Source organism: Tabrizicola sp. (assembly GCF_022842145.1).
Taxonomy (GTDB): Bacteria; Pseudomonadota; Alphaproteobacteria; order Rhodobacterales; family Rhodobacteraceae; genus Tabrizicola.
On sequence record NZ_JALHQD010000006.1, the window covers coordinates 152,458 to 177,265 of the forward strand.

Consider the following 24,808-nt stretch of genomic DNA (forward strand, 5'->3'; position numbering starts at 1 on the left):
CGGGCACGGGGGACTGGCGAATGACCTACACATGGCAAGAGCAGGACGCGGACGAAGGGCACCTGCGCGGCCCGACCAACCCTTCGGCTACTATCGCCGGGGTCGATCCCTACGAGGACTGGGACAAGGTGACCCGCCCCTCCTCCATGGCAATGAATCAGGACAGCGGGCAACCGCTGAGGCTGATGCAGCCGGTCTACGTTGAACTGATGTCTGTGCGTCCGGGCAAGCCGATCCACACCGCGCAAGACGCAAGTGCCGCTGCACAAAAGCTGTTGGACATCTGCAGCGAAAGTCCGGAATGGATTGCCTTGCCCGATGAAACCGCTGTCTGCCTGACCAATCTGTCGACGGCACTCAAGGTCGACGAAGCAAGTCTCCGGTTCTTTGTCTTCCGGCCAGAGAACGAAGCCTACAACACCGTCATCCTGCGCGACAAGCTTCCCTACAGGGTCCTGCGCGTCGGCCTAGTTATCCCCTTTGCGGAACAGGCCCGACCTGGTCCGCCCGCCTTGCGCAGCCCACCGGTCGCGACGGTCGCCACCGCGATTATCGACGACCAGATCGGCTTCCTCAACGAACGGTTCCGTGCGACGGAAGATACGACGCGGATCACGCGGGTCTGGCTTCAGGGGATGCCGACCTTCCAGAAGGTGTCGGGCAAGCCAACCGTTGCGGATGTCGGACGCGAACTCAAACCCGACGAGATCGATGCTCTGCTGAAATCCTGCCCGTTCGAGGACGAGGCCTATCGCGAAATCTATCCGTTCGGCGTGCCATTCATCCCATCCGAGAGTGTAACCGCCAGCGGGATCGATTTTCGGACCGCCCAGGACCTGCTTGACCCGACCTTCATCCGGCCCTTCGGCTTTCAGGCGGGGCATGGCACGCATGTCCTCGATCTCGCGGCCGGATATCCATGCGGCACGGCACCCGGCGAACGTCCCATCCTTGCGGTGCAACTGCCAAAGCTCGCGGCGGCCGAGACGTCGGGGGCCCGGCTGGACCTCTTCGTGCTGTTGGGCCTGACGCGGATCCTGCACTGGGCGGACACGGCGTTCCATGATAAATCCGGCAACGTTACCCCCATCTCGGTCGTGGTGAACATCAGCTACGGCTTTCTCGCCGGCCCAAAGGACGGCAGCGGCTTTCTGGAGCGCGAGATCGCCCGGCTTGTCCGACTTCGGAACCAGCGGAACGGACGGACCATCAAGACGGTGGTCGTGATGCCCTCGGGCAACGGCTACCGTGACCGGACCCGCGCGCGGATGACCCTTTCGAAGGACCAGTTCGAAACCGTCCTCCTGCGCCTTCAGCCCGAGGACCGGTCGGTCAGCTTTGTCGAGATCTGGACCAGCCGCAAACCGACACTTACGCTGACCATCGCACCCCCCATCGGCCCCGCCGTGACGATCCCGCTGCGCGGCACCGGCGTCTGGGACTGGATGGATGGCCCGACAGTGATCGGACGGGTCTATGTGCAGGACCACGATAACACGCGCCGGCGCGTGGTGATCGCGCTGGCCCCGACCATCAACCACGACCGGCCTGCGACGACGGCACCGAACGGCGCATATGGCCTGACGCTGTTGAACACCGGCGGGGACGACCTCACCGTCGACATCGACGTCCAGCGCGACGATACGCCCTCGACCTTCCGGCAGTATGGCCGGCAATCCTATCTCGACCACCCGCGGGTCGACCTGATCGACCCCGAAACCTTCGACAGCGTCATGCCCGACCCCGATGACTGCCCGGTCACCCGGTCGGGCACGATGTCTGCCATGGCAACGTCGGGGGCGAAGGATTTCGTCGTGGTGGGCGGGGCTTTTGACCGCCACGCCTACGAGAAAGCCGCGCTGTATTCCGCCTCGTCCGGAGGCTTGCCCTGCGAGATCGACCTCTCTGCCGTGTCCGAAGAAACCCGCGCCCATCCGGGGCGCCTTGCCACGGGGCTCTTCTCCGGCTCGACTGCGATCTTCATGGGGACCAGCGCTGCCGCACCGCAGGTGACGCGGGCGATCGTCGAACAGATCGCGGCGGGTGGCGACTATGACCTCTCGGCGACCCTGGATCCGGCCGAGAGTTTCCCGGGAAAGGACGAACGGCTGGGCGCGGGCATCCTGCCCTTCCTCCAGGAACCGGGTCGCGTGGCGCGGAGGGACGAGCTTTAGGAAGCGAAGGCGGGCAGAGATGCCCGCCTGCTCCATCTGCCCGCAGAGACCCCTACAACTTGAACTCGTCCAAGGCCTTGCGCCAGAACGTTTCCAGGATCGTCGGGCTCACCGTTGCAGCAGCCTCCGTCTGCGAACCCGCCCGGGAGATCGCGGGGTCCACCGGCGGTGTCGCTTTCGGATCTTCCGGAAGTGCACTGGCCAACCAGGCCAGGGAGAAGTCCATGTCCGCGTAAAAGGTCTTGTCGTCCGGCTTGCCAGATCCGAGCGGACGCACACCGAAGACGGGCGTCGCGGAAGTGACCGGCTTGGCCCCGGTTCCCAGCCGATGAACATATTCGCCCAACATACAGCCCAGGACGGCCCCCGCCGCCGTATCGCCGGGGAAATGAACCCCGGCGACCGTGCGATTGACGGCAATGCGGGCGGCCAGCCGGAACGGCTGGGCTTGGGCCGTCACTCCGGCCAGCGGGCCTTCGATGCCTTTGGTCATCAGCCTGTGCAGCACGGTCGCGACGGCGAAGGCCTCGGTCGCGTGGCCGCTGGGGAAGGTCGAATGGTCCGGCGTCTGGATGATCGGCTGCAGTTCCGGCGCATAGTCGACCGGACGCTTCGCCCGGCACAGGTGCTTGACCTTCAGCTCCACGAAGATGCACAGCCGGATGACGGCCTCAAGCAGCTCCATCGTCTTCAGCCGCCGCTGGTCGTCAATCAGCGCGATGGCCCCGAAGAAGGACAGGATATCGTCGATCTGCACGCTGATCTCGGGGATACGGTCCTCGCGCAGGTCAGCGTAAGATCGCATGAAACGAAGCTGTTGCCCGAAGAAATCCGGGGCCGGACGCGCGACCTGAAAAAACATCGTCCCCAGTGTCCGTTGCTTGACGACCGTTGCCGTGCTGTTGCCCGTCACCTCGACGCCGCTGAACAGTTCGTGGTCCAGCATCAGTCCCCGCGTCGAATAGCGCAGGTAAAGGATGTCATCATCTTTCGTCGAGAATTCGTCCGGCAAGTTGGCGGGTTTCGCGTCCCAGAACCCCGCGATGCCGTCATGGGTCTGGGTCAGGGCCTGGCTTAGAAGCGGCGACGCCTCGCCGCCGGCATGGTCCGCCAGGCCTTCGTCCCCCGACCTGCCGGAGCGGCCCGACCTGCCCGATCGCCCTGACCTGCCTGATCTTCCCGACCTGCCGGACCTTCCCAGTTCGCTCATGATGTTTGCCCACCCATTTGCCTATTGAACGCATCTTCGGCGGCGCGCTCTTTCTGGGTCAATCTTGGAAATGGGAACCCTGTGGAATTTACGCCGGATTCACGCTAGCCTCATCGCGCTGGCCAGGGTGTGGGGCAGCGCCATGTATTTCCGCGCTGTGGCGTTTTAGTGGGGACGGGGTTGGAAGAAGACGAGGGCCGAGGTCATCTACAGATCTTCCTCATGGGTCCCTTCCGCCTGATCGGTGAGGACGGGCAAGAGATTGTGTTGCGCGCGGCCAAAGCCAGAGGATTGATCGCGCTTCTGGCCGTTTCCCCAGTCTTCCGCCGTTCGCGCATATGGCTTCAGGACAAACTCTGGAGCGACAGGGGACGCGAACAAGCCTCGGCAAGTCTTCGGCAGGCGCTGTCGCAACTTCGCGACGAACTGGGCGCACTTGATTCCGTCCTGCAGGCAAGTCGCGATGACATCTGGCTCAATCCGTCACGGATCAAGGTATTCGACAAAGTCCAGGGAACAGACCAGGCTGAGTTTCTTGAAGGCCTGGACCTGCGAGATCACGAATTCGAGGCATGGCTTCGCACGGAACGGATGGCCAGGCTTCCTGCGGTGGCCAAATCGACAAAGACCATTGCCGCCCCGCCACAGACCCGGGCCGGAAAGGCGCGTCCCGTCTATATTGTCGCCCAAGGCGCTCCACGGTCGACCGAACGGCTTTACGAGGATATCTTTGTCGACTGCCTCGAATGCAGTCTGCGAGAGTCGCTGACCGTAGACGTGTATCGCCGTGACCCACCTGCCATCGAGATCGACCCGTTGATCATGGCGGTGCAGGCGTTCGCCGTGTCGGGCCAGGGCCACGGCCTTCGGGTACATATCGAGGAAGGCCGCAGGCGAAGAACGCTTTGGACCGGAATGCGGATCGTCCCCGCCAACGGCGCGCCCCCCGTCGAACACAAGGATGTCCTGGCCCTGGCGTATGAAGCGACCGAGGCGCTGGCCGACGCGCAGCTTCTGGACCGGTTGCGCAGTCGCGAGCAGCTTGATGCCTCGCTCATGGCGCGCATGGCCATCCGCAAGATATTCATGTTGACGCCGGATGAGCTTGAAAGAGCCGATCTCCTGCTTGATCAGGCGTTCGAAATTGACGCGCATCCGCAATTCCTTGCCTGGCGCATTCAACTCCGTGTCATTCAGCAACTTGAACGTCATCCTCAGGGCCAAAGCACATCGCATGAACTTCCCAAACTGATTGCCGACGCACTCGCGCTTGACCCGACGAACTCGATGGTGCTTGCCGCCACGGCCAATGCAAAGCTTCTGGTTGAGGGCGATGTCGTGGCCGGAGTCGAAATTGCCCGCGCCAGTTTGCGGATGAATTCGTCAAATCCGTTTGCCTGGGACTGCCTGAGCATCGCGCTCTTGATGAATGGCGCATCCGAAGAGGCCCATCGGCACCAGATGTGGGCAAACCAGATCGCCGCCCGATACCCGATCCGGCATTTCTGGGACATGGGGGCTGCGCTTACCTCGGTCGTGACGAACCGGCACGAGGACGCGTTGAAGCTCGCTCAAACCGCACATGCGATGGCCCCGAGCTTCCGTCCACCGCTGCGCTATCTTACTGCTCTCAACGGGGCGATCGGGCAGCACGAGGCCGCCATCACCTATGCAGCCAAGCTGCGTGAGCTTGAGCCCGACTTCAGTTTTGAACGCCTCCTATCCGATTCCGCCTATCCGGTAGCAGCACTTCGACGCAGCGGTCTCCTGACAAGTGGTGCCCTGCGCGAGCTTAGGCATCACTCCCTTTAGGACCGGAATGCGAAAGCGGTGGGGTGTTCGCGACTAAGTATAAGTCAGAATGATCAAACGGGGAGCGGGTCCGTAACGCCTGGAACCTTTCGGGCGTTGGAAATCCGGAGGTCGCGATGCTTCGCCGATGGTGCTCTATGGTGTCTGGAGGCGATTGAACGTCAGCTATGGGCCGAGAGCGACTGGGAAGACGCAAAGGGTGGAAAGCGGCCTCTCATGCCTCTCTGCTGCGGCACACAGGATCTGGCAAAGCAACTGGGACACTATTGCCAAACACCGCACACGATCCATCGTCCTGTAACGGGCCTGCAGCGTGTGACGAATAGGGCATTGGCCCAGTCTCTGTTCGCTACCTGGAGAAAACGAATTGTTCCTCAAGACAGTCTGCACCGTTGCCTGCATGGCAGCATCGACCGGCATCTGCCAAGCCGAGGGCACGGCGAGGGGAGCGCCCGATATCCTGATCCTTGGAGATTCGCAGCTGACCTTCGGCGCGGGAGAGGCCTTTCTTGACGTGCTGGCCAGCGTGGCGGGCATCTGTGGGCTGGATGCAGACGCCACGACGGGGGTCATCGGCGTCCGATCCAGCGCGATAACCAGCTGGACCGGGACATCGAAGTCGGCCAAGGGCGCGATCTGCGATGTGGACCCGAAATGGAAGGTGAACGCTGGGGCTTACGGGACATTGGGGCAAGGCGAGAACCCATATATCCAGATCGGCAAAGGCGCGCAGTTCCAGTTCTGCCGCGCAGGCATGTCCCCGCTGCAGGCGGTGTTCGCCGACGGCTACTACGCGCCGGATCTGGTGATCTTCTTCATGATGGGCAATGCAACCGAACGCTGGGCCAGTGACCCCGGTGCCGCGCTGCAGGACGTCCGGGCACTCATGGCCGACCTGCCGCCGAACCAGCCCTGCATCTTCATGACTTCGGCCCCGCCATTCAAGGAAAAGGCCGTCAAGGAGCGTCTGCAGGCGCAGGACAATATCGAGGCGGCCTTTGCACTGGCAGGCCGTCAGTGCACCTTCGTTCCGGGCTTTACGACTGAAACGATTGCCGAAAACCGGGGCAATGCCGCCAATTTCCGTCGCAATGCTTCGGGCAAGGTCAAGGACCCCTATCACCCGACCGAAGCCGGGGCGCGACGCTTCCTGAAACTGCAGCGTGGTGCTCTATGTGCGGCTATCGGCAAGGAACTGGGCGGATCATAGGCCGCCCTCTTGGTGCCATCACGAGGGCGCGAGACCGCTGAAAGACTTGTAAGGCCCTCTGTGCCCGACACGAAGAGAGAGATGCACCAGCAAAGGAACCCCCAATGTTCAAAATGACCGCCCTCGCTCTCGCCCTTGCCACTGCCATGGTCGGCAGCGCCTTTGCAGGGGACCAGTATGTCGACAAGACCGGCTTCGCCGTGTCGGGATATGATGTCGTGTCCTACTTCGACCTGCCGCAGTCCAAGGTGGGTCAGCCGCAGCAGCAGCCGCTGCCGGGCCAAGCCAGCGTTACGGCCGACTACAAAGGTGCGACCTTCGCCTTCGCGACCGAGGCGAACCGCGACCGTTTCCTGGCCGACCCGGCGGCATTCGTCCCGCAGTATGACGGCCACTGCGCTTACGGCGTGGCCAAGGGCGGCAAGGTACCCGGCAACCCGACGCTGTGGCGCATTGTCGATGGCAAGCTTTACCTCAACATCACGAAAAACGTCGTCGGCTTCTGGGAAGAAGACATCTCCGGCAACCTGAAGAAGTCCGAGAAGAACTGGGGCGGGCTGGAGCCGCAGGCGGCTTCCTCCGACAAGATCCCGAGCTTTACCTCGGCGGCACCTGTGTCGAACTGACCAGCGGCAGTGAGTGATGCAAAGACCACATCGCCAAAAGCGCAGGCCCTAGCGGGCCTGCGTGTGCTTGACCTTTCGCGCATCTTGGCAGGGCCGACGGCGACGCAGCTTCTGGCCGATCTTGGGGCCGAGGTGATCAAGATCGAGCGCCCCGGGACAGGGGACGACACGCGCGGCTGGGGGCCTCCTGTCGTTCTGGATGCCGAGGGGAGGGAGACTTGGGAAAGCGCCTATTTCCTGTCGGCAAACCGGGGCAAGCATTCGGTTGCAATGAACATCGCCGATCCGCGTGGGCAAGTGATCTTGCAGGCTCTGGCTGCAAGAGCGGATTTCCTCGTCGAGAATTTCAAGCTGGGTGATCTGAAACGGTACGGGTTGGACTATGCCACCCTGCAAGCCGTGAATCCCGGACTGATCTATTGCTCGATCACCGGCTTTGGCCAGACCGGCCCAAACGCCCACCGAGCGGGCTATGATTTTCTGGTGCAAGGCGAGGGCGGACTGATGAGCCTGACGGGCGAGGCCGACGGCCCCCCGACGAAGGCCGGGGTCGGTATCGCCGATGTGCTGTGCGGCATGTATGCGGCGGTGGGCATTCTCGCTGCGGTCCAGGCGCGGCACCACACTGGCCTTGGGCAGCACATCGACCTTGCGCTGATGGATGCACAGGTGGCGATGCTGATCAATCAGGGCGTGGGCTTTCTGACCGACCGTCAGGTCCCGCCCCGGCGCGGGAATGACCATCCGACCATCGTGCCATACGGTACCTTCCCGGCCAGCGACGGGAGCTTCGTCCTGGCCATCGGCAACGACGCCCAGTTCGCCCGCTTTGTCGCGGTGGCAGGCGCGCCAGGGCTGGCGACTGATCCCCGCTTTGCCACCAACGCATCCCGCGTCCGCAACCGCCAGGTCCTTGTACCCCTTCTGTCGGCCCTGACAGCTGGCCGCCCGGCGGCGGAGTGGCTAGCACTTTGCGCGGCCCAGACGATCCCCGCCGGGCCGGTCAACGATCTGGCCCAGGTTTTCGCCAGCCCACAAGTAGCGGCGCGCGGGATGCGGGTGCGGATGGATCATTCCGGTGCGGGCAGCGGTGAGGTCGATCTGATCGGCAACCCGTTGCACCTGTCGAAAACCCCTGTCAGCTATGCCAAGGCCCCGCCGACGCTGGGAGAGGACACCATGGCCGTGCTGGCGCGTGAGCTTGGGCTGGACGCTGAGGCCCTGCGCGACCTTGCCGCTGCGGGCGTTATCGAAGGAAGGCCGGACGCATGACCACCACGGGCGCAGACATCATCGGACAGGCCTTGGCCCGAGCGGGCGCGACCCATGCTTTCGGCATTCCCGGCGGCGAGGTTCTGGCGCTAATGCAGGGCCTGGATGCCGCCGGGCTGCGGTTTCTCCTCGTCAAGCACGAGAACTCTGGCGGCTTCATGGCTGAGGGGCTGTGGCACACGACCGGCGCGCTGCCAGTTCTGGTGGCGACCCTCGGGCCGGGGGTGGCGAATGCTGTGAACGTGGTGGCGAACGCGATGCAAGACCGCGTGCCGCTGATCTTTCTGACCGGCTGCGTCGACGCGGCCGAGGCCGAGACCTATACCCATCAGGTCTTCGATCATCAGGCGATGCTGCGGCCCGTGGTCAAGGGCAGCTTTCGCCTGGCAACGGGCGCAGTGGGCTCCGGCATGGCCAAGGCGATTGCACTGGCGACCTCTGGCCAGCCCGGACCGGTGCATGTCGACGTGCCGATTGGCGTGGCCGACGGGCCAACCGACGAGGCGGACATTCCCTTTGTGCCCCCGGCCCGCCCTGGCCTGCCGCCTGCGACTGATCTTTCCGCCGCTCTGGCTGCCCTGACACCCGCACAACGACCGCTGGCCGTTGCCGGAGTCGATGCGGTGAACGAAGGCGCGGGCGATCTCATCCGGTGCTTTTGCCATGACCACGCCATTCCCCTGATCACCACCTACAAGGGCAAGGGGCTGATGGACGAGGGTGATCCTCTCTGCCTGGGCGGGGCGGGGCTCTCGCCCATGGCCGATCGCACCCTTATGCCGCTGATGGCGAAGGCGGATTGCATCCTCCTCCTGGGCTATGACCCGATCGAGATGCGGATCGGCTGGCGCAATCCCTGGACGCCTGCTCAGACGGTGATCGAGATCGCCCCTATTCACCGCAACCACGGGATGCATCAGGCGGATCATTGCCTGATCGGCAGTTTGGTAGAGACCTTGACCACGTTGCAGCACTCGGCACCGCCGCGCTGGATCGACGGCGCGCCCGCGCAGGCGCGCGCCGAGCTTAGGGCCGCCTTTGCCACACCGCCCCGCTGGGGGCCGCATCAGGTGTTCGCCACCCTCCGCCAAGTCATGCCGCCCGAGACCCTGATCACCGCTGACAGCGGCGCGCACCGGATCCTTGTCAGCCAGATGTGGGACTGTCCCGCTCCTCGTCTGATGCTGCAATCCTCGGGCCTGTGCACCATGGCCTGCGCCGTGCCACTCGCCGCAGGTGCGAAGCTTGGCCGACCCGATACCCCGGTCCTGGCCTTCGTCGGCGATGCAGGGCTTGAGATGGGGGCCGGAGAGCTTGCGACCCTGACCGCGCATGGCCTGCCCATCGTGATCTGCGTCCTGGTCGATGACAGCCTCTCGCTGATCGAACTGAAGCAGCGTGGCACCCAGCGCCCCAATCTGGGGGTCGATTTCGGCGGCCCGGGGCAAGGCACCGACTTCCCAGCCCTGGCCCGCGCCTTCGGAGGCCACGGGGTCGAGGTGACTGACCCCGAGACGCTGGCCCGTGAAGCAACCGATGCCATGTCGCGGGACAGCTTTACGCTTATTGCGGCCCGCATCCCGCGCCGCGCCTACGATGGGGCCTTGTAGGGCACGTCCCTTCACGCCGGCGTGATCCCCCTGACATCCGCCGCGCGGATCGTAACAAACCTCGCGCGACCAGCGAACCGGCTGACGCAAACGCCTCTGCAGCCTATCGCACAGGCCCGCTGTCACGCTTGCGAGAAGGTTCGCCGATGCCGGTTTCTGATGACCTGAGTGGAATGCCCACATCGCTGACCAGCCCCCTGATCGGCGACTGGAACGAGGTCATCCTTGGCATCCTGTCCCATGCCGCCAGCACCGGGCCGGACCTGAACAGGGTCCTTGCCGCTGCCCCCGACTTCGCAATGGGGCAGGCGATCCGAGGGCTCTCTTGCCTTCTTCTCGGCCGGGCGGAAATGGTGACCGTCGCGCATCAGGCCTATGCGGCAGCTGTGTCGGGCGCCCCGGCCACCATGCGCGAGATCGCCTTTGTCCATGCGCTTGGCGATTGGTTGAACGGTCGTCCCACCCGAGCCGCGGCGCGGTTGCAGGTGATCCTGAACCTCAACCCGCGGGATGCTTTGGCGATGAAGATGGTGCAGGCAATCCACTTCGTTATGGGCCGCCCGAAAGAGATGCGCGCCTCGGTCGAAGCGGTGATGCACGCCTGGGCCGACCATCGGGCGCGCGGCTACCTGCTGGGCTGTCATGCCTTCACGCTGGAGGAAACCGGCGACTATGCAGCCGCTGAACGCACCGGTCGCAAAGGTGTGGAGCTGGCGCCTGACGACGCCTGGGGCCTGCATGCCGTGGCGCACGTCTACGACATGACCGGACAGGCGCGGTCGGGGTTGGACTGGCTGACAGGGCGCGAAGCCTCTTGGGCGCATTGCAACAACTTCCGCTTCCATGTCTGGTGGCACGGGGCGCTGATGCATCTGGACCTGGGTCAGTACGACGTGGCCCTGGCGCATTACGACGCCGACATCCGGGCCGAAAAGACCGACGACTACCGCGACCTCGCCAGCGCCGCCTCGCTTCTGTCGCGGCTGGAGCTGGAGGGCGTTTCTGTCGGTGACCGCTGGGAAGAGCTTGCCGTGCTGGCTGAACGCCGCGCGACGGATGGTTGCCTCGCTTTCGCCGACCTGCACTACATGCTGGCGCTTTGCGGCGGTGCGCGCGATGAGGCCGCTGTGGCGCTGATCGCCCGGATGCAGGCGACCCAGCGTAGCGCGGGTGAGGCTCAGGCTGTCATCTCGCACCCCGGCCTGCATATCGCGCAAGGTCTGCACGCCTTTTCCAGCGGCGAATATTCCAGCGCCTGGATGCACCTGCGCGCCGGGCGGGCCGATCTGCAATCCATCGGGGGCAGCCACGCGCAGCGCGACGTCTTCGACCGCATAACCATCGAGGCAGCGCTCCGTGGCGGCTACATGGACGCAGCCGAAGGCCTGATCCACGACCGCATGGCGCGGCGTGCGGGCAGGGCCGACGGCTATGCGACGGCCCGCCTTGCGCTGATCGGCTCTGCCCGCGCCCAGGCGGTGTAAGGTGAGCGCGCCCAAAGCCCAACGCGACCCCCGGCTCGATTTCTTCCGGGGCCTCGGCATGTTCATTATTCTGATCGCCCATATCACCGGCAACCCCTGGACCCTTTGGATCCCCGCCCGCTTCGGCTTTTCGGACGCGACCGAGATGTTCGTCTTCTGCTCTGGCATGGCTTCAGCGTTGGCCTTCGGAGCGGTCTTCACCCGCGCGGGCTGGCTGCTGGGCACCCTGCAGATCGCTTTCCGCATCTGGCAGGTCTACTGGGTGCATCTGGGCGTGTTCTTCGTGACGCTGGCCCTGATGCTGGCGCTGAACGCCACCGAAGCCTTCCCGCGCGATGAGGTCGGGGCGCTGAACCTGTATCCGTTCCTCAACAACACCGGGCCGAACCTGCTGGGCCTGCTGACCCTGACCTATGTGCCGAACTACTTCGACATCCTGCCGATGTATCTGGTGATCCTCGCGCTGATCCCGGTGATGATGGCACTGGTCCGGATCGAAATGCGGCTCGCGATCCTGTTCAGCCTGACGCTTTGGGTTGCGGCGACGGCGGGGCTGAACCTCCCGGCGGAGCTCTGGTTCAGCAAACCCTCGGACCGGACCTGGTTCTTCAACCCCTTTGCCTGGCAGCTTGTTTTCTTCACCGGGTTCGCACTGATGGCGGGATGGCTGCCCCCGCCACCAGTGCACCGTGCGTTGGTTCTGGCGGCCATCGCCGTCGTCGTCTTCTCGGTCCCCTTTGCCTGGCACAAGGTCATCGGAGCGTCGGAATTCGTGCGCGACTGGCGGAAAGAATGGTCGGTCCTGTTCGACAAGTCGGACTTCGGCATCCTGCGCTACATCCACTTCCTTGCGCTGGCCTACCTCGCCTGGGTTTGCGCCGGTCCAGTTGGCGCACGGCTGCGGCGGGGCGGTCTTGCGGGTGCCGTCATCGCCCTGATCATGCGGGTCGGTCAGCAGTCGCTCGCAGTCTTCGCGGCCTCGATGGTGATGGCACGGGTCCTTGGGGCCGTGCTCGACCTTGCAGGCGGCGGGATGCTGGCGGCGCTGGCAGTCAACCTCGCCGGGTTTGCGATGATCATTGCGGTCGCAAGGCTTGCCGCATTCTTCAAGTCAAAGCCCTGGAAGACTGCCCAGCCCCGGCCCGCCGCAGACCCCGTTGCCGAGACAACCAACGCCCCTCTGACGGCCGAGATGCGGCCATGACCGACCTCTCTCGTCGCCATGTCCTTGGCCTAATCGGCGCGCTTTCGGCGCTTGGGTTCGCCCCGGTGCTGGCCGAAGAAGCCGCCGGTGCCACACTTGGCCCCGCTACCCCCTTCGACGTCGAAATAATTGTCGCCCGTGCCCGCGGGCTGGCCGCTGCCCCTTACGCCCCACCGCCTGTCGTCAGCCAGGATTGGCTTGGCCTCTCCTACGACGATTTCCGCGGCATCTGGTTCGACACGCGTCACACCCTTTTCCGTGGCTCCCCCAGTGCGGTGCAGGCCGAGTTCTTTGTGGCCGGCCTATACTTCCCGCACAAGATCACCGTCCATGCCGTCGAAATGAACCAGTCGCGTGAGGTGCAGTTCGGCTTGCGCCTCTTCGACACCACCGACCAGTTCCCGGCCCTGCCAGAGGATGGCACCGGTTTCGCCGGGTTCCGACTTCTAGGAGAGCTGGAGGCCCGCGACCGCTTTCAGGAATACGCCGTTTTCCAGGGTGCAAGCTACTTCCGCGCGATCGGCCGAGGCCAGGCTTACGGCCTGTCCGCCCGGGGCCTTGCCCTGAACACCGCCGCCGACGGGCCCGAGGAATTCCCCGTGTTCCGCGATTTCTGGATCGAGGCGGCGGAACCCGGCGCGGCGGAGGTCACGGTCCACGCCCTGATGGACAGCCCGTCGGTTGCCGGGGCCTACAGTTTCAAGATCACCAAGGGTGCGACGACCGAAATGACCGTCAGCGCCCGGCTTTTTCCGCGGGTGGACCTTGCGACAGTCGGCATCGCCCCCGGCACCTCGATGTTCCTTTTCAGTGACATCAACCGTACCCGCTTCGACGACTTCCGCGAGGCGGTGCATGACAGCGACGGGCTCCTCATCTTGAACGGGGCGGGGGAATCGCTTTGGCGACCCCTCACGAACCCGAAGGCGGTCGAGGTCAGCGCCTTCGCCGACATGAGCTCGCGAGGCTTTGGCCTGATGCAGCGCGCCCGCCAGCCCGGCGATTACAACGACCTCGTGGCGCATTACGAACGCCGCCCGTCGCTTTGGGTGGAGCCCGTGGGCGACTGGGGCAGGGCGCGGTGATGCTGGTCGAGATCCCGACCGACAAGGAGATCAACGACAACATCGTCGCCTTCTGGCGCCCCGCAGCGCCCCTGGCTGCCGGGTCCGAGCATCGCTTCGACTACCGTCTGCACTGGTGCGCGACCAGCCCGGCAGAAGGCACCGTCGCCCCGGTCATCGCCACCCGCACCGGCGCCCGCATCTTCGAGGACGGGCGGCTTTTCACCATCGACTACGCGCCCCATCCCGCCCTTGGCGACGATCCCGAACGGATCGAGGCGCGCATCAGCACAAGCGTGGGCGAGATTTCCAGCCAGCACCTGCAGACAAACGCTGCCACCGGCGGCATGCGGCTGGACTTTACCCTGAAGGGCGGCGTGCCGGTCGCCGAACTGCGGGCCGAGCTTTGGCGCGGTGGCCAGAGTGTGGCCGAGGTCTGGGTGAACCGCTGGGTCAGCACATGACCGCCGCCATTCGCCTTCCGCTGGTCAAGACCGAGCCAATCCAGCCGCTTGCGATGCCGGACCAGTCCTTCCGTTCGCCCTTTACCGATCCCGCAGCGACCGGAATTCGCTTGCCGCGTTCGGTAAAGGCGCTGCGGTTGGCGGTGCTGACGATGCCCCTCTGCGTGACGCTGGCCCTGGCCTGGATCGGCTTGGGATGGTTCACGGTGGACGGTCATCTCGCCGCGACCGAGGCCGCGCTGGTCGCCGTCACAGTCTTTGCTTTCTATTGGGTGGTGCTTTCGGTCGCAACCGCCGCTCTGGGGCTTTTCTGGCGCCCCCGGCCCAAGGTTCAGGCCCTGCATGGGCTATCTGTCGCGATCCTGTTGCCAATGTATGGCGAGCCTGCGGCCGCGACCATCGGCAATGCAGCAAGCCTTCTGGCCGCGCTGTCCGGTAAAGGACGCCACCGCTTTTCGCTACATGTCCTGTCCGACAGCCGCGACACTGCCGCCGCGCGAGACGAACTGGCCTGGATCAGCGCCGCCCGGCTGACTCATCCGGGCCTGGCGCTGCAGTACCGCCGACGCACCACCAATACCGACTACAAGTCCGGCAACATCCGCGACTGGGTCACCTCGCGCGGCCATGACCACGACGCGATGCTGATCCTGGATGCCGACAGCGTCATGGCGGCCGCTTCCGTGCTGCTGATGGCCGACCGGATGGCGGTGGAGCCAGGCCTTGGCCTGATCCAGACCGTCCCCCGCGTGCTGGGGGGCCATACCCTTTGGCAGCGGATGCAGTCTTTTGCGTCCGAGGTCTACGGCACCAACCTTGGCCGTGGCTTTGCACTCTGGACCGGGGTCGAGGGCAACTTCCTGGGCCACAATGCGCTGGTGCGAACCCGCGCCTTTGCGGCCAGCGCGGGCCTGCCGCACCTGCCCGGACGCGCTCCGCGGGGTGGCGTCATCCTCAGCCACGATTTCGTCGAGGCCGCGCTGATCCGCCGCGCCGGGTGGGGGGTGCGGATGCTGCCCGAGGCGTCGGAAAGCTATGAGGACACACCCGAGACATTGCCCGGCTACCTGCGCCGTGACCGCCGGTGGTGCCAGGGCAACATGCAACACCTTCGCCTTTTGACAGTGCCGGGCCTGCACCTCGTCTCGCGCTTTCATCTGTTGCAAGGGGCGATGGCTTACCTTGCTTCGGTCTGGTGGCTGGCGCTGCTGGCGCTTTGGGCGCTGTCCGGCCCGGGCAATGCATTCTACGACCCTTTCCTGGCCAACCCGCTGATGCCGATCTGGCCTGACGTGCCCCCGGTCAGCCAGGCAGCGCTGAGCGTGACTGTCGGGCTGATGCTGCTTGGCCCCAAACTTCTGGGCATCGCCGCCCATCTGCGCGACCGGGGTCTTCCCCTGCGCCAGTTGCCCGGCTTTGGCGCCTCGGTTCTGGTCGAGGTTGTGCTGTCGGTCCTTCTGGCTCCCGCGCTGATGGTTCACCAGGTCCGCGCCGTGTTGCGCACGCTGGCCGGGTTCGACGGTGGCTGGATGCCGCACCTCACAGGCCGTCCGGGCCTTGGCACGCTTCTGCGCTTTCACGGGACGGAGTCTGCGCTTGGCGCGGCTCTCCTTTGTCTCTGCGCTCTTGGCAGGGTCGACCTTTGGCTCTTGCCGGTCGCAGGCAGCCTTTGCCTGACCAGCTTCATCTCGTGGCTGGTGCAACGCGATGTCAGGTCGGGCTGGCTTTTGCGCCCGATCGGGGGAAGCCGATGAGCGTAAAGACATCCACCCTCGCGCTGGTCCTGATGGCCGGGGCCGCAAGCGCCGACTGCGGGCCGGACGCAGGCGCGTGCAAGATCCCGGGCGGCACCTACCACATCGTCTTGCCTGATGGAGTGACAGGGCCGATCCCCGCGATACTCCTTCTGCACGGCTATGGCGGCGAGGGGCTGGGCACAATCCGCAACAAGCCGATGGTCAACCTGATGCTGGGCCATGGCTACGCCGTGATTGCCCCCGACGGCCAGCCGCGGTCGGATGGCGAGGGACAGACCTGGGATTTCCACCCCGACCGCCCCGCGACCCGCGACGAGACCGCGTTCCTGACCTCCGCGGCCGACGACGCCACCACCCGCTTCGGCCTGCAGCGCGATCGGATGCTGCTGGCAGGCTTCTCCATCGGTGGGTCGATGACGAGCTACGTCGCCTGTGCCAAGCCCGAGGCCTTTGCCGCCTATGCCCCGGTCGCTGGCAGCTTCTGGCGCCCGCACCCCAAGGCCTGCGCCGGTCCCGTGCGTCTGTTCCACACCCATGGCAAGGCCGACCGGACCGTGCCGCTTGAGGGCCGCGAGATCATGCCGGGGTTCGTGCAAGGAAATGTCTTCGAGGCTATGGGGATCTGGCGCGAGGCCAATGGCTGCCCATCGCCTGACCCGAACGGAACCCGCAGCCTCGGGATCTACACGATCGAGGACTGGACCCGTTGCACTCCGCGGGCGAGCCTCAGCTTCGCCCTGCACGACGGCGGGCACAGCATCCCGAAGGGCTGGGCGCAAATGGCGATCGACTGGTTCGAGGCCCTGCCTTAAGGCGCCGCGCTACCAGCGCAGGACCCGTGCCCCGATCAGCGTCGATACCAGCGTGACCCCGCCAATCGCCAGGCCGTACCAGGTGACGTAAAAGAGCGGACTGTCCTCGATGCAGTGCATGGCATAGGCCATCGCCGCCAGACCACTGCCGCCAAGCCCCGCTGCGAACCCGGCCAGCGCGGGCGAGGTCGTTGCCCCCTTGCGCAACGCGACCAGAATCGCCGCGACTGGCAGCACCGACAGAAGCGGGATCATCACCAGGCAGGTGGTCATCGTCTTGCCGACCAGCGCCATCTGCCGCCCCTCGGCGGGCGTCAACACATAGGCCCAGACCAGCAGTCCCAGCGCTGCCACCACTGGCACCGCGACCGGCCAAAGCCGGGCCAGACTGCGTCCCTCCGGCCGGGCCAGAACCAGCGCAAGCCGCACCCCCAGAACGCCCAGAGCGGCAGTCAGCACAAAGCGCATCACCGAGAAAGGTTCACTCAGCGACGCCAGAAGATCGTCCCGGAACCCAAGCGAGACCCAGACCACGAGCACCGCCGCGGCCAATGCCAAGGCCAGCGCAGGCCACAGGAACGCCTTCAAGGGCGGCTCTGTCCGGCTGTCGGCGGCAAGTGCCGCAATGAGGTTTTCGGTCTTCATTTCAGATGCCTTTCCCTAAGGGCGGCGAGTGTCTTGAAAGCGCGATGCAGGGCCACCCGGACCGCGCCTTCCGTCATGTTCAGGGCCTGCCCGGCCTCGGCCGCGCTGGACCCCTCGATCCCGATCATCCGAACCAATCGCCCCGAGCGGTTGTCCAAGAGCCCGATCATCTTGGCCATGTCGGCCGCCTCGGTCGGGTCGGGTCCGGCCTCGGCGGCGAGGATCTCGTCGAAATCCTCGATCGGCACTTCCACCTTGCCGCCGCGCGCCCGGAAGGCATCGACGACCTTGTAGCGCGCGATGGCATAGAGCCAGGGCCGCACCGGCGCACCCGCCTGCCAGGTGTGCCGCTTGAGGTGGACCGCAAGCAGCACCTCCTGCAGCACGTCCTCGCAGATCGCCTCGCCCAAGCACCCCGCCTTTGCCCGGACAACGCCCCGCAAGACTGGCGTGATCGTCCGAAGAAAGGTGGCATAGGCCCGACTGTCGCCCGAGTTCGCTTCAGCCAGCAAAGTGCCCCAGTCGTCCATCAACTCCGCATTCCTTGCCTACCTGTTCGCGAATGACGCCGTCTTGTTACATGAGCGCATGCGCCGACTACACGAAGTCACCAACCCGTGAAGGCCGTAACGAACGCCTCTTGCTTGCGAATGGCCTAGTGGATGCAGTGGGTTGGCGTCAACACACAGCCGTCGCGATCGCTGCACTGCTGCTCAGCATGGGGACCGGACATTGGAACTGCTTCTTGCCTACCTCGCCGGAATCCTGACGCTAATCAACCCTTGCGTCCTACCCGTGCTGCCCATCGTCCTTGCCTCCAGCCTGCACCGGGATCGGCGGGCGCCCCTAGCGTTGGCGGCAGGGCTCAGCCTGTCCTTCCTCGCCCTTGGCCTTGGTGTGACCGCCATCGGCCCAGCCCTTGGCCTTGACAGCGATCTTGTCGCGCGGGCTGCGGCTCTGGTGATGGTTGCCTTTGGTCTCGTCATGCTGGTCCCTGCCTTCTCGCAGCGATTTGCTGCAGCGACGGCAGGCATTGCCAACCGGGCTGATGCGCAGATCGACCAGACCACCACCTCCGGCCTTGGCGGTCAGTTCCTGTCCGGCGCGCTTCTCGGCGCGGTGTGGAGCCCGTGCATCGGCCCCACTCTTGGTGCCGCCATCGCACTCGCCTCTACCGGCGAAAGCCTTGGCCGGGCTGGGGCGATCATGGGCGCCTTCGCGCTTGGCGTCTCGACCCTTATCCTCGGGCTCGCCTACGGCGCCAAATCCGCTCTTCGCCGCCGCGAGACCCTTCTGCGCAGTCTGGCCGAACGTTCGAAACCTATCATGGGCGTCGTCTTCATCGTAGTCGGTACCGCGCTATGGTTCCGCCTCAACCATGTCGTCGAAGCCTGGCTGATCGACACGCTTCCCCCCGGGCTGATCGACTTTTCGGTCAGCCTCTGATCCCCACCCCCCAGAGGAGACCTTCATGAACCGTCGTACTTTCCTTGCTTCCACCGCCGCTGTTGCCCTGCTGCCTCTCGGCCTTCAGGCCGCCGAGCCCCTCCTCTACACGCCCGGTTCGGCCGAGGCTGCGATGGACGAAGGCAAGATCGTTCTCCTCGACTTCTGGGCCAGCTGGTGCACCACCTGCGCCGCCCAGGAACGCGTCCTGACCGCGCTCAAGGCCGAAAACCCGGCTTATGAACAGAAGATCGCCTTCTACAAGGTCGACTGGGACCTCTATGCCAAAGACACGTTGGCCATGGAACTGCGCATCCCGCGGCGCTCGACCCTGGTCCTGCTGAAAGGCCGTGAGGAACTGGGACGCATCGTTGCGGGGACCTCGAAGCGCGACATCAAGGCGCTACTCGACACGGCACTCGCAGCCAGCTAGCAGATCGGAACCCCCTGAAAGGGTCCGTCGCAAGGTGAGGTGGACGGCCAACGTCTGCTTTGGGCCGACAACGACCATGTCGTCGCGAAGGGCGGTCCGCCGCGGCTCGCGTGGGTGGGCGGAACCATCTCATCCTCTCACGGCTTGAGGCACGCGAATCGCAACCTGAAAATTTTGGCAAAAGACGCCGGGAGGGGCGGAATGATGACGTTTTTGCAAGGGGCGCCTTGCCGCGCAGGTGCCGAAATTGAAAGCGGACGAGAGGAAAATCATTCAACCTCTCCCCATCGGTGGCGCGAACACGCCGCGCTGCAGTCCTCACCCGTCTTGGCAACCGCATGATCAGGAGCCGGGCAAGCATTCGGGTCGGCACGGCAGGTTGGACAATCCCGACCGACGCGCAGGCTGCGTTCCCGAAGGCTGGCACGCATCTGGAGCGATACGCGGAGGTCCTCGACGGTGCTGAAATAAACTCGTCCTTCCACCGGCCACACCGAAGATCGACGTATCAACGTTGGGCCGCGTCCGTGCCGGACCACTTCCGGTTCTCTGTCAAGGTACCGAAAGAGATCACCCACAAACGCAGGCTGAAAGACAGCGAACCCCTGCTGGACAGCCTCCTGACCGAGGTGTCCGGCCTCGGGCACAAGCTTGGCCCGCTTCTGTTTCAACTGCCTCCCAGCTTCGCCTTCGAGCAAGCAACGGCCGAACGCTTTCTGACCGAACTCCGCCACCGTGTGGCCGGGCCAGTCACTTTCGAGCCACGCCATCCGTCATGGTTCGCGCCCGAGCCCGAGGACCTCTTTGCAACTTTCGCCATCGCACGCACAGCGGCGGACCCTCCGTGTGTTCCGAGCGCCGCCCAACCCGGCGGTTGGCATGGGCTGCGCTACGCGCGCTTGCACGGCTCGCCACGAATACACCATTCGACCTATGGTGATGAGGCCATCAGTTCGGTGGTCGAGGCTCTTTGTGCGGACGAAGGGGCGATGGCCGAGCGCTGGTGCATCTTTGACAACACTGCATCTGGCGCGGCGACGCAGAACGCACTCACCGCCATCGCGCTCATCGCGTCCCGCTAAAGAACCGGCGCCGCCGCTGCAGAAAGGTGACCTTCTCAAAGGCCGGGGAACGGGCCATGGCAGTTGTGGACGAATGCCCGCATGGCGCTTCTATCTAGCCCTGCGCTCCGATCCCGTCTCAACTCCTCAGTGTCCACAAAACCGACGGTACGCAGTTGTGTACAGAACCGCAACGAGCGGTTCATAGAGCGTGATGGAGAACTTTCATGAAGGACTTTGGGAACCAAAGCCGTCGCACATCGTCATAGGTACGGGCCAGAGTGCCCTCTGCAAGAGTTTCCTGGGAGGATGAACGTATGATAGCGAAAAGCCTTTGGGCGCTCGGCCTTGTTGCCGTGCCCTTTGCTGCACATGCGCAGACGGAAATATCGTGGTGGCACGCCATGACCGGCGCGAATGCCGAGGTGGTGGAAAAGATCGCCGGCGACTTCAACGCCTCTCAGGGGGATTATGTGCTGAAGCCCGTCTTCAAGGGTACCTATCCCGAGGCGCTGAACGCCGGTATCGCCGCATTTCGCGCTGGACAGGCCCCCGACATCATCCAGGTCTTCGACGTGGGTACGGGCGTCATGATGGGCGCCGAGGGAGCAATCAAGCCGGTGGCGGAGCTTCTGACCGAAAATGGCGCGACCTTTGACAAGAGCCAGTACCTGCCGGGGATCGTCGCCTACTACTCGAACCCCGCGGGCGAGATGCTGTCTTTCCCTTACAATTCGTCCTCGCCGATCCTGTATTACAACAAGGACATCTTCCAGAAGGCGGGGCTTGACGTCGACAACCCTCCGAAGACCTGGGATGAGGTCTGGACGGCCGCCCGTCAGATCAAGTCCAGCGGGGCTGCAACCTGCGGATATACCTCGACCTGGCTGACCTGGATCCATACCGAGAATTTCGCGGCCTGGAACAATATCTCCTGGGGCACCAACGAGAACGGCCTGTCGGGAAACCCCGAGCTGAAGCTGGACAGTGAGACCTACGTCAAGCACTTCCAAGCGCTTGCCGATCTGGCCAAGGAAGGCGTCTTCGTCTACGGCGGCCGCACCTCGGAGGCGAAGCAGAACTTCACCTCGGGCGAATGCGGTATCCTGACCGAAAGCTCCGGCGGCCTGGGTGACATCGTCAAGGCGGGCATCAATTATGGCATCGGCCAGCTGCCCTATGACGCGACCGCCCCGGGCGCGCCGCAGAACACCATTCCGGGCGGGGCCTCGCTTTGGGTGATGGGCGGCAAGTCGGACGAGACCTACAAGGGTGTCGCCGCCTTCTTCAACTATCTGTCGCAGACCGACGTGCAGCAGTACCTGCATGAACAGTCGGGCTATCTGCCGGTTACGATGGCGGCCTACGAAGCGTCCAAGGCTTCGGGTTTCTACGAGCAGAACCCCGCGCGCGAAGTGCCAATCACCCAGATGATGGGGAAGCCGCCGACCGAGAACTCGAAGGGCGTGCGCGCGCCGAACCTACCGCAGATCCGCGACATCCTGAACGAAGAGTTCGAGAAGATGCTCGCCGGTCAGCAGGATGCGGCCACCGCGATGAAGGCGGCGGTCGAGCGCGGGAATGCTGCGATCCGCGACGCTGCTGGCGGCTGACGCCGGACGGTCCAGACTGGCGCGCTGCGGGCCCTTTGGGGTCCGCAGCGTCTTCCCTTTTCCTGATGCAAAGGACGCCGGATGCGCCGGACGGTCTTCCCGCACAAGCTGTTGCCGTGGCTCTTGCTGGCCCCGCAGCTGGCCATCACGCTGATCTTCTTCTACTGGCCCGCCGCGCAGGCCTTCCGTCAATCGGTGCTGAAGGAGGACCCCTTCGGCCTTTCCAGCGCCTTCGTGGGGCTGGCGAATTTCCGCAAGGTGCTCTCCGACCCCGCCTATCTGAACGCGGTGCAGGTGACCGTGGTCTTTTCGCTGCTGGTCGCCTTTTCGGCGCTGGCGATCGCACTGTTCCTGGCGGTGCAGGCCGAGAAAATCATTCGCGGCAAGGGGTTCTACCGGACGATGATGATCTGGCCCTACGCCGTTGCGCCCGCAATCGCGGGTATGCTGTGGCTGTTCATGTTCAACCCGTCCTTCGGGACCCTCGCCTGGCCCCTGCGCCAGATCGGGATCAACTGGAACCCGCTTCTGGACGGGGACGACGCGATGATCCTGGTGGTGGCGGCAGCAACCTGGAAGCAGATCAGCTACAACTTCCTGTTCTTCGTCGCCGGTCTGCAGGCGATCCCCAAATCCCTGCTGGAAGCTGCGGCCATTGACGGGGCCAGTCGACGGCATGCCTTCTGGACCATCGTCTTCCCTCTCCTAACGCCCACGACCTTCTTCCTCTTGGTGGTCAACACGGTCTACGCGCTCTTCGACACCTTCGGAATCATCCATGCCGTCACCGGCGGCGGGCCCGGAAAATCCACAGAAACGCTGGTCTACAAGGTCTACAACGACGGCTTCGTGAACCTGATCATGGGCGATTCCGCTGCGCAGTCGGTGATCCTCATGGTCATCGTCATCGCCCTTACAGCCTTCCAGTTCCGCTTCATCGAACGGCGGGTGCACTATGGCTGAGCCCGGTCAAAGCCCGATGGCGGCACGTGGCCTCGCCCGCACCATGGCGCATTTCTGGATGATCCTGGGCGTCATCATCGTCGCCTTCCCAATCTACTACGTCTTCATAGCCTCGACCCATTCGGTGCAGACGATCCTGCGGCCGCCTTTGCCACTTCTGCCTGGGCCCGAGGCGGCCGAGAATTACAGCGATGCCTTCTCGGGCGGGATCGGGCGGATCGGCGGGGTCAGTCTCTGGCGGCTTCTGGGCAATACAACGCTGATCGCCCTGGGCATCGCGCTGGGAAAAATCGCGATCTCGATGGCATCGGCCTACGCGATCGTCTTCTTCCGCTTCCCCTTCCGCATGGCCTGCTTCTGGCTGATCTTCATCACACTGATGCTTCCGGTCGAGGTGCGCATCCAGCCGACCTACAAGGTGATGGTCGACCTTGGCCTCATCGACACTTACGCCGGCCTCATCCTGCCGCTCATCGCCTCGGCCACCGCGACGCTTCTCTTCCGGCAGTTCTTCATGACCATCCCGGACGAGTTGCTGGAGGCCGCCCGGGTCGACGGCGCAGGACCGTGGCGCTTCTTCAAGGACATCCTCTGGCCCCTGTCGCTGACCAACGTGGCGGCGATATTCGTGATCCAGTTCATCTATGGCTGGACGCAATATCTGTGGCCCTTGCTGGTCACCAACTCGAACGAAATGAACACCATTGTGATCGCGCTGAAGAAGATGATCTCCTTCGCCGATGCCGATACCCCCTGGAACCTGGTGATGGTCACCTCGGTCCTCGCGATCCTGCCGCCGATCCTGGTGGTCGTGCTGATGCAGCGCTGGTTCGTGAAGGGCCTGGTCGAGACGGAGAAGTGAATGGCGCGCATCGAGTTGCAGGACGTCCGGAAAAGCTACGCTGGGCAAGAGGTGATCCACGGCGTCACCATTGATATCGCGAATGGCGAGTTCGTGGTGATCGTGGGGCCTTCAGGCTGCGGAAAGTCCACGCTGCTGCGCATGGTCGCGGGGCTGGAGGAGATCAGCGCAGGCACGATCCGCATCGGTGACCGGGTGGTGAACACTCTGGAACCGCGCGAGCGCAACATCGCGATGGTGTTCCAGAACTACGCGCTTTACCCGCACATGTCGGTGCGGGACAATATGGCCTACGGGCTGAAGATTGCGGGTTTGTCCAAGGCGGATATCGACGCGGCGGTCGCCCGGGCCGCGTCGATGCTGGAGCTGGAGCCCTTTCTCGACCGCAAACCCCGCGCCCTGTCGGGCGGGCAGCGGCAGAGGGTGGCGATGGGCCGCGCGCTGGTGCGCGAACCTGCGGCCTTCCTTCTGGACGAGCCGCTGTCGAACCTGGACGCCAAACTGCGCGTGCAGATGCGGCTGCAGATCAAGGACCTGCACCTGCGGACCGGCCAGACGACGCTTTACGTTACGCATGACCAGGTCGAGGCGATGACGCTGGCCGACCGGCTTGTGGTCATGGACCGCGGCATCGCCCAGCAGATCGCGACCCCTCACGAGGTCTACACCACCCCCGCGAACGAATTCGTGGCTGGTTTCATCGGCTCGCCGGCCATGAACATCTTTGATGTCCGCAGCGAAGGCGGGATCCTGGTCCTGCCCGGCGGCCACCGGGTCACTGTCGCGGACCCCCCGCCCGACGGCGACCTGCGTCTCGGCCTTCGGCCGGAGGACGTCGAGACGGTGTCGGATGGCGCGGATGCCTTCCCGGTGGTGATACATTCGGTCGAATGGTTGGGGGCTGATGCCTACGGCTATTGCGTGATCGACAATTCTGACACGCAACTGACCGTGCGGATGCCAGGCAACGCCCCGGCGGCACGGGGGGACCGGCTGAAGATCAGCCTGTCGCGGTCAAGGCTGCACTTCTTCTCGAAGGAAGACGGCCGCCGTCTGAAAGCGCAACGGGCCAGCTGATCCAAGGTG

Annotated in this window: 20 protein-coding genes and 1 pseudogene; 18 read left to right on the plus strand and 3 right to left on the minus strand. The window is 64.5% G+C overall.

The annotated features are described in order from the left end of the window. Window positions 1-20: 20 nt before the first annotated feature. Window positions 21-2,174 (plus strand): hypothetical protein, encoded by a 2,154-nt coding sequence (locus Q0C42_RS14930; protein ID WP_295077464.1) that lies wholly within the window; start codon window positions 21-23, stop codon window positions 2,172-2,174. Between the two features lie 52 nt (window positions 2,175-2,226). On the opposite strand, the gene Q0C42_RS14935 is transcribed toward Q0C42_RS14930, so the two are convergent. Beyond that, complete coding sequence (locus Q0C42_RS14935; RefSeq protein ID WP_295077466.1) at window positions 2,227-3,384, minus strand: phosphatase PAP2 family protein; 1,158 nt, start codon at window positions 3,382-3,384, stop codon at window positions 2,227-2,229. A gap of 180 nt (window positions 3,385-3,564) precedes the next feature. On the opposite strand from Q0C42_RS14935, the gene Q0C42_RS14940 reads away from it, so the two are divergent. From Q0C42_RS14940 to Q0C42_RS14985, 10 genes and pseudogenes are all read left to right on the plus strand, one after another. Continuing rightward, window positions 3,565-5,196 carry a hypothetical protein gene (locus Q0C42_RS14940; protein WP_295077468.1) on the plus strand — a complete coding sequence of 544 codons (1,632 nt, stop codon included), beginning with the start codon at window positions 3,565-3,567 and terminating at the stop codon, window positions 5,194-5,196. A 367-nt stretch (window positions 5,197-5,563) separates the two neighbouring features. Continuing rightward, complete coding sequence (locus Q0C42_RS14945) at window positions 5,564-6,406, plus strand: SGNH/GDSL hydrolase family protein (RefSeq protein WP_295077470.1); 843 nt, start codon at window positions 5,564-5,566, stop codon at window positions 6,404-6,406. Between the two features lie 104 nt (window positions 6,407-6,510). After that, window positions 6,511-7,032 carry a YHS domain-containing (seleno)protein gene (locus Q0C42_RS14950; protein WP_295077472.1) on the plus strand — a complete coding sequence of 174 codons (522 nt, stop codon included), beginning with the start codon at window positions 6,511-6,513 and terminating at the stop codon, window positions 7,030-7,032. 9 nt (window positions 7,033-7,041) lie between these two features. Next, window positions 7,042-8,304 (plus strand): CaiB/BaiF CoA-transferase family protein, encoded by a 1,263-nt coding sequence (locus Q0C42_RS14955; protein WP_295077475.1) that lies wholly within the window; start codon window positions 7,042-7,044, stop codon window positions 8,302-8,304. Beyond that, entirely contained in the window at window positions 8,301-9,914 is a 1,614-nt protein-coding gene (locus Q0C42_RS14960; protein WP_295077478.1) for a thiamine pyrophosphate-binding protein, read from the plus strand. Before Q0C42_RS14955 ends, Q0C42_RS14960 begins: the two co-directional genes overlap by 4 nt. A gap of 173 nt (window positions 9,915-10,087) precedes the next feature. Then, window positions 10,088-11,398 (plus strand): tetratricopeptide repeat protein, encoded by a 1,311-nt coding sequence (locus Q0C42_RS14965; protein WP_295077481.1) that lies wholly within the window; start codon window positions 10,088-10,090, stop codon window positions 11,396-11,398. Between the two features lies 1 nt (window position 11,399). Next, a complete protein-coding gene (locus Q0C42_RS14970) occupies window positions 11,400-12,602 on the plus strand; it encodes an OpgC family protein (RefSeq protein WP_295077483.1) in 1,203 nt (400 codons plus the stop codon). Continuing rightward, window positions 12,599-14,130: pseudogene (locus Q0C42_RS14975) on the plus strand (glucan biosynthesis protein). Before Q0C42_RS14970 ends, Q0C42_RS14975 begins: the two are co-directional and overlap by 4 nt. Next, window positions 14,127-15,884 carry a glucans biosynthesis glucosyltransferase MdoH gene (mdoH, locus tag Q0C42_RS14980; protein ID WP_295077486.1) on the plus strand — a complete coding sequence of 586 codons (1,758 nt, stop codon included), beginning with the start codon at window positions 14,127-14,129 and terminating at the stop codon, window positions 15,882-15,884. The pseudogene Q0C42_RS14975 and the gene mdoH overlap by 4 nt, the downstream one beginning before the upstream one ends. After that, window positions 15,881-16,699 carry a PHB depolymerase family esterase gene (locus Q0C42_RS14985; RefSeq protein ID WP_295077489.1) on the plus strand — a complete coding sequence of 273 codons (819 nt, stop codon included), beginning with the start codon at window positions 15,881-15,883 and terminating at the stop codon, window positions 16,697-16,699. The genes mdoH and Q0C42_RS14985 overlap by 4 nt, the downstream gene beginning before the upstream one ends. Before the next feature lie 9 nt (window positions 16,700-16,708). On the opposite strand, the gene Q0C42_RS14990 is transcribed toward Q0C42_RS14985, so the two are convergent. Next, window positions 16,709-17,344, minus strand: a complete 636-nt coding sequence (locus Q0C42_RS14990; protein ID WP_295077492.1) for a DUF1109 domain-containing protein — start codon at window positions 17,342-17,344, stop codon at window positions 16,709-16,711. Further along, the gene (locus Q0C42_RS14995; protein WP_295077495.1) at window positions 17,341-17,874 is read right to left on the minus strand and encodes a sigma factor; all 534 of its coding nucleotides are present in this window, start codon (window positions 17,872-17,874) and stop codon (window positions 17,341-17,343) included. Before Q0C42_RS14995 ends, Q0C42_RS14990 begins: the two co-directional genes overlap by 4 nt. Before the next feature lie 202 nt (window positions 17,875-18,076). Between Q0C42_RS14995 and Q0C42_RS15000 the strand changes: the two genes are divergently transcribed. From Q0C42_RS15000 to ugpC, 7 genes are all read left to right on the plus strand, one after another. Continuing rightward, window positions 18,077-18,790 (plus strand): cytochrome c biogenesis CcdA family protein, encoded by a 714-nt coding sequence (locus Q0C42_RS15000; protein WP_295077498.1) that lies wholly within the window; start codon window positions 18,077-18,079, stop codon window positions 18,788-18,790. Window positions 18,791-18,815: 25 nt separating this feature from the next. Beyond that, window positions 18,816-19,223 carry a thioredoxin family protein gene (locus tag Q0C42_RS15005; RefSeq protein ID WP_295077500.1) on the plus strand — a complete coding sequence of 136 codons (408 nt, stop codon included), beginning with the start codon at window positions 18,816-18,818 and terminating at the stop codon, window positions 19,221-19,223. A 338-nt stretch (window positions 19,224-19,561) separates the two neighbouring features. Then, complete coding sequence (locus Q0C42_RS15010; protein WP_295077502.1) at window positions 19,562-20,305, plus strand: DUF72 domain-containing protein; 744 nt, start codon at window positions 19,562-19,564, stop codon at window positions 20,303-20,305. A gap of 296 nt (window positions 20,306-20,601) precedes the next feature. Beyond that, a complete protein-coding gene (ugpB, locus tag Q0C42_RS15015) occupies window positions 20,602-21,897 on the plus strand; it encodes a sn-glycerol-3-phosphate ABC transporter substrate-binding protein UgpB (protein WP_295077504.1) in 1,296 nt (431 codons plus the stop codon). A gap of 81 nt (window positions 21,898-21,978) precedes the next feature. Next, window positions 21,979-22,860: a sn-glycerol-3-phosphate ABC transporter permease UgpA gene (gene ugpA / locus Q0C42_RS15020; protein WP_295077506.1), complete on the plus strand. Its 882-nt coding sequence runs from the start codon at window positions 21,979-21,981 to the stop codon at window positions 22,858-22,860. Next, window positions 22,853-23,722, plus strand: coding sequence for a sn-glycerol-3-phosphate ABC transporter permease UgpE (gene ugpE, locus Q0C42_RS15025; protein ID WP_295077508.1), 870 nt, complete (start codon window positions 22,853-22,855; stop codon window positions 23,720-23,722). The genes ugpA and ugpE overlap by 8 nt, the downstream gene beginning before the upstream one ends. Continuing rightward, the gene (gene ugpC, locus Q0C42_RS15030; protein ID WP_295077510.1) at window positions 23,723-24,799 is read left to right on the plus strand and encodes a sn-glycerol-3-phosphate ABC transporter ATP-binding protein UgpC; all 1,077 of its coding nucleotides are present in this window, start codon (window positions 23,723-23,725) and stop codon (window positions 24,797-24,799) included. Window positions 24,800-24,808 lie beyond the last annotated feature (9 nt).

Coding starts and splice junctions, on each gene's coding strand:
- Q0C42_RS14930 (WP_295077464.1), top strand. CDS start 21: ATGACCTACACATGGCAAGAGCAGGACGCGGACGAAGGGCACCTGCGC.
- Q0C42_RS14935 (WP_295077466.1), bottom strand. CDS start 3,384: ATGAGCGAACTGGGAAGGTCCGGCAGGTCGGGAAGATCAGGCAGGTCA.
- Q0C42_RS14950 (WP_295077472.1), top strand. CDS start 6,511: ATGTTCAAAATGACCGCCCTCGCTCTCGCCCTTGCCACTGCCATGGTC.
- Q0C42_RS14960 (WP_295077478.1), top strand. CDS start 8,301: ATGACCACCACGGGCGCAGACATCATCGGACAGGCCTTGGCCCGAGCG.
- Q0C42_RS14965 (WP_295077481.1), top strand. CDS start 10,088: ATGCCCACATCGCTGACCAGCCCCCTGATCGGCGACTGGAACGAGGTC.
- mdoH (WP_295077486.1), top strand. CDS start 14,127: ATGACCGCCGCCATTCGCCTTCCGCTGGTCAAGACCGAGCCAATCCAG.
- Q0C42_RS14985 (WP_295077489.1), top strand. CDS start 15,881: ATGAGCGTAAAGACATCCACCCTCGCGCTGGTCCTGATGGCCGGGGCC.
- Q0C42_RS14990 (WP_295077492.1), bottom strand. CDS start 17,344: ATGAAGACCGAAAACCTCATTGCGGCACTTGCCGCCGACAGCCGGACA.
- Q0C42_RS14995 (WP_295077495.1), bottom strand. CDS start 17,874: ATGGACGACTGGGGCACTTTGCTGGCTGAAGCGAACTCGGGCGACAGT.
- Q0C42_RS15005 (WP_295077500.1), top strand. CDS start 18,816: ATGAACCGTCGTACTTTCCTTGCTTCCACCGCCGCTGTTGCCCTGCTG.
- Q0C42_RS15010 (WP_295077502.1), top strand. CDS start 19,562: ATGATCAGGAGCCGGGCAAGCATTCGGGTCGGCACGGCAGGTTGGACA.
- ugpB (WP_295077504.1), top strand. CDS start 20,602: ATGATAGCGAAAAGCCTTTGGGCGCTCGGCCTTGTTGCCGTGCCCTTT.
- ugpA (WP_295077506.1), top strand. CDS start 21,979: ATGCGCCGGACGGTCTTCCCGCACAAGCTGTTGCCGTGGCTCTTGCTG.
- ugpE (WP_295077508.1), top strand. CDS start 22,853: ATGGCTGAGCCCGGTCAAAGCCCGATGGCGGCACGTGGCCTCGCCCGC.
- ugpC (WP_295077510.1), top strand. CDS start 23,723: ATGGCGCGCATCGAGTTGCAGGACGTCCGGAAAAGCTACGCTGGGCAA.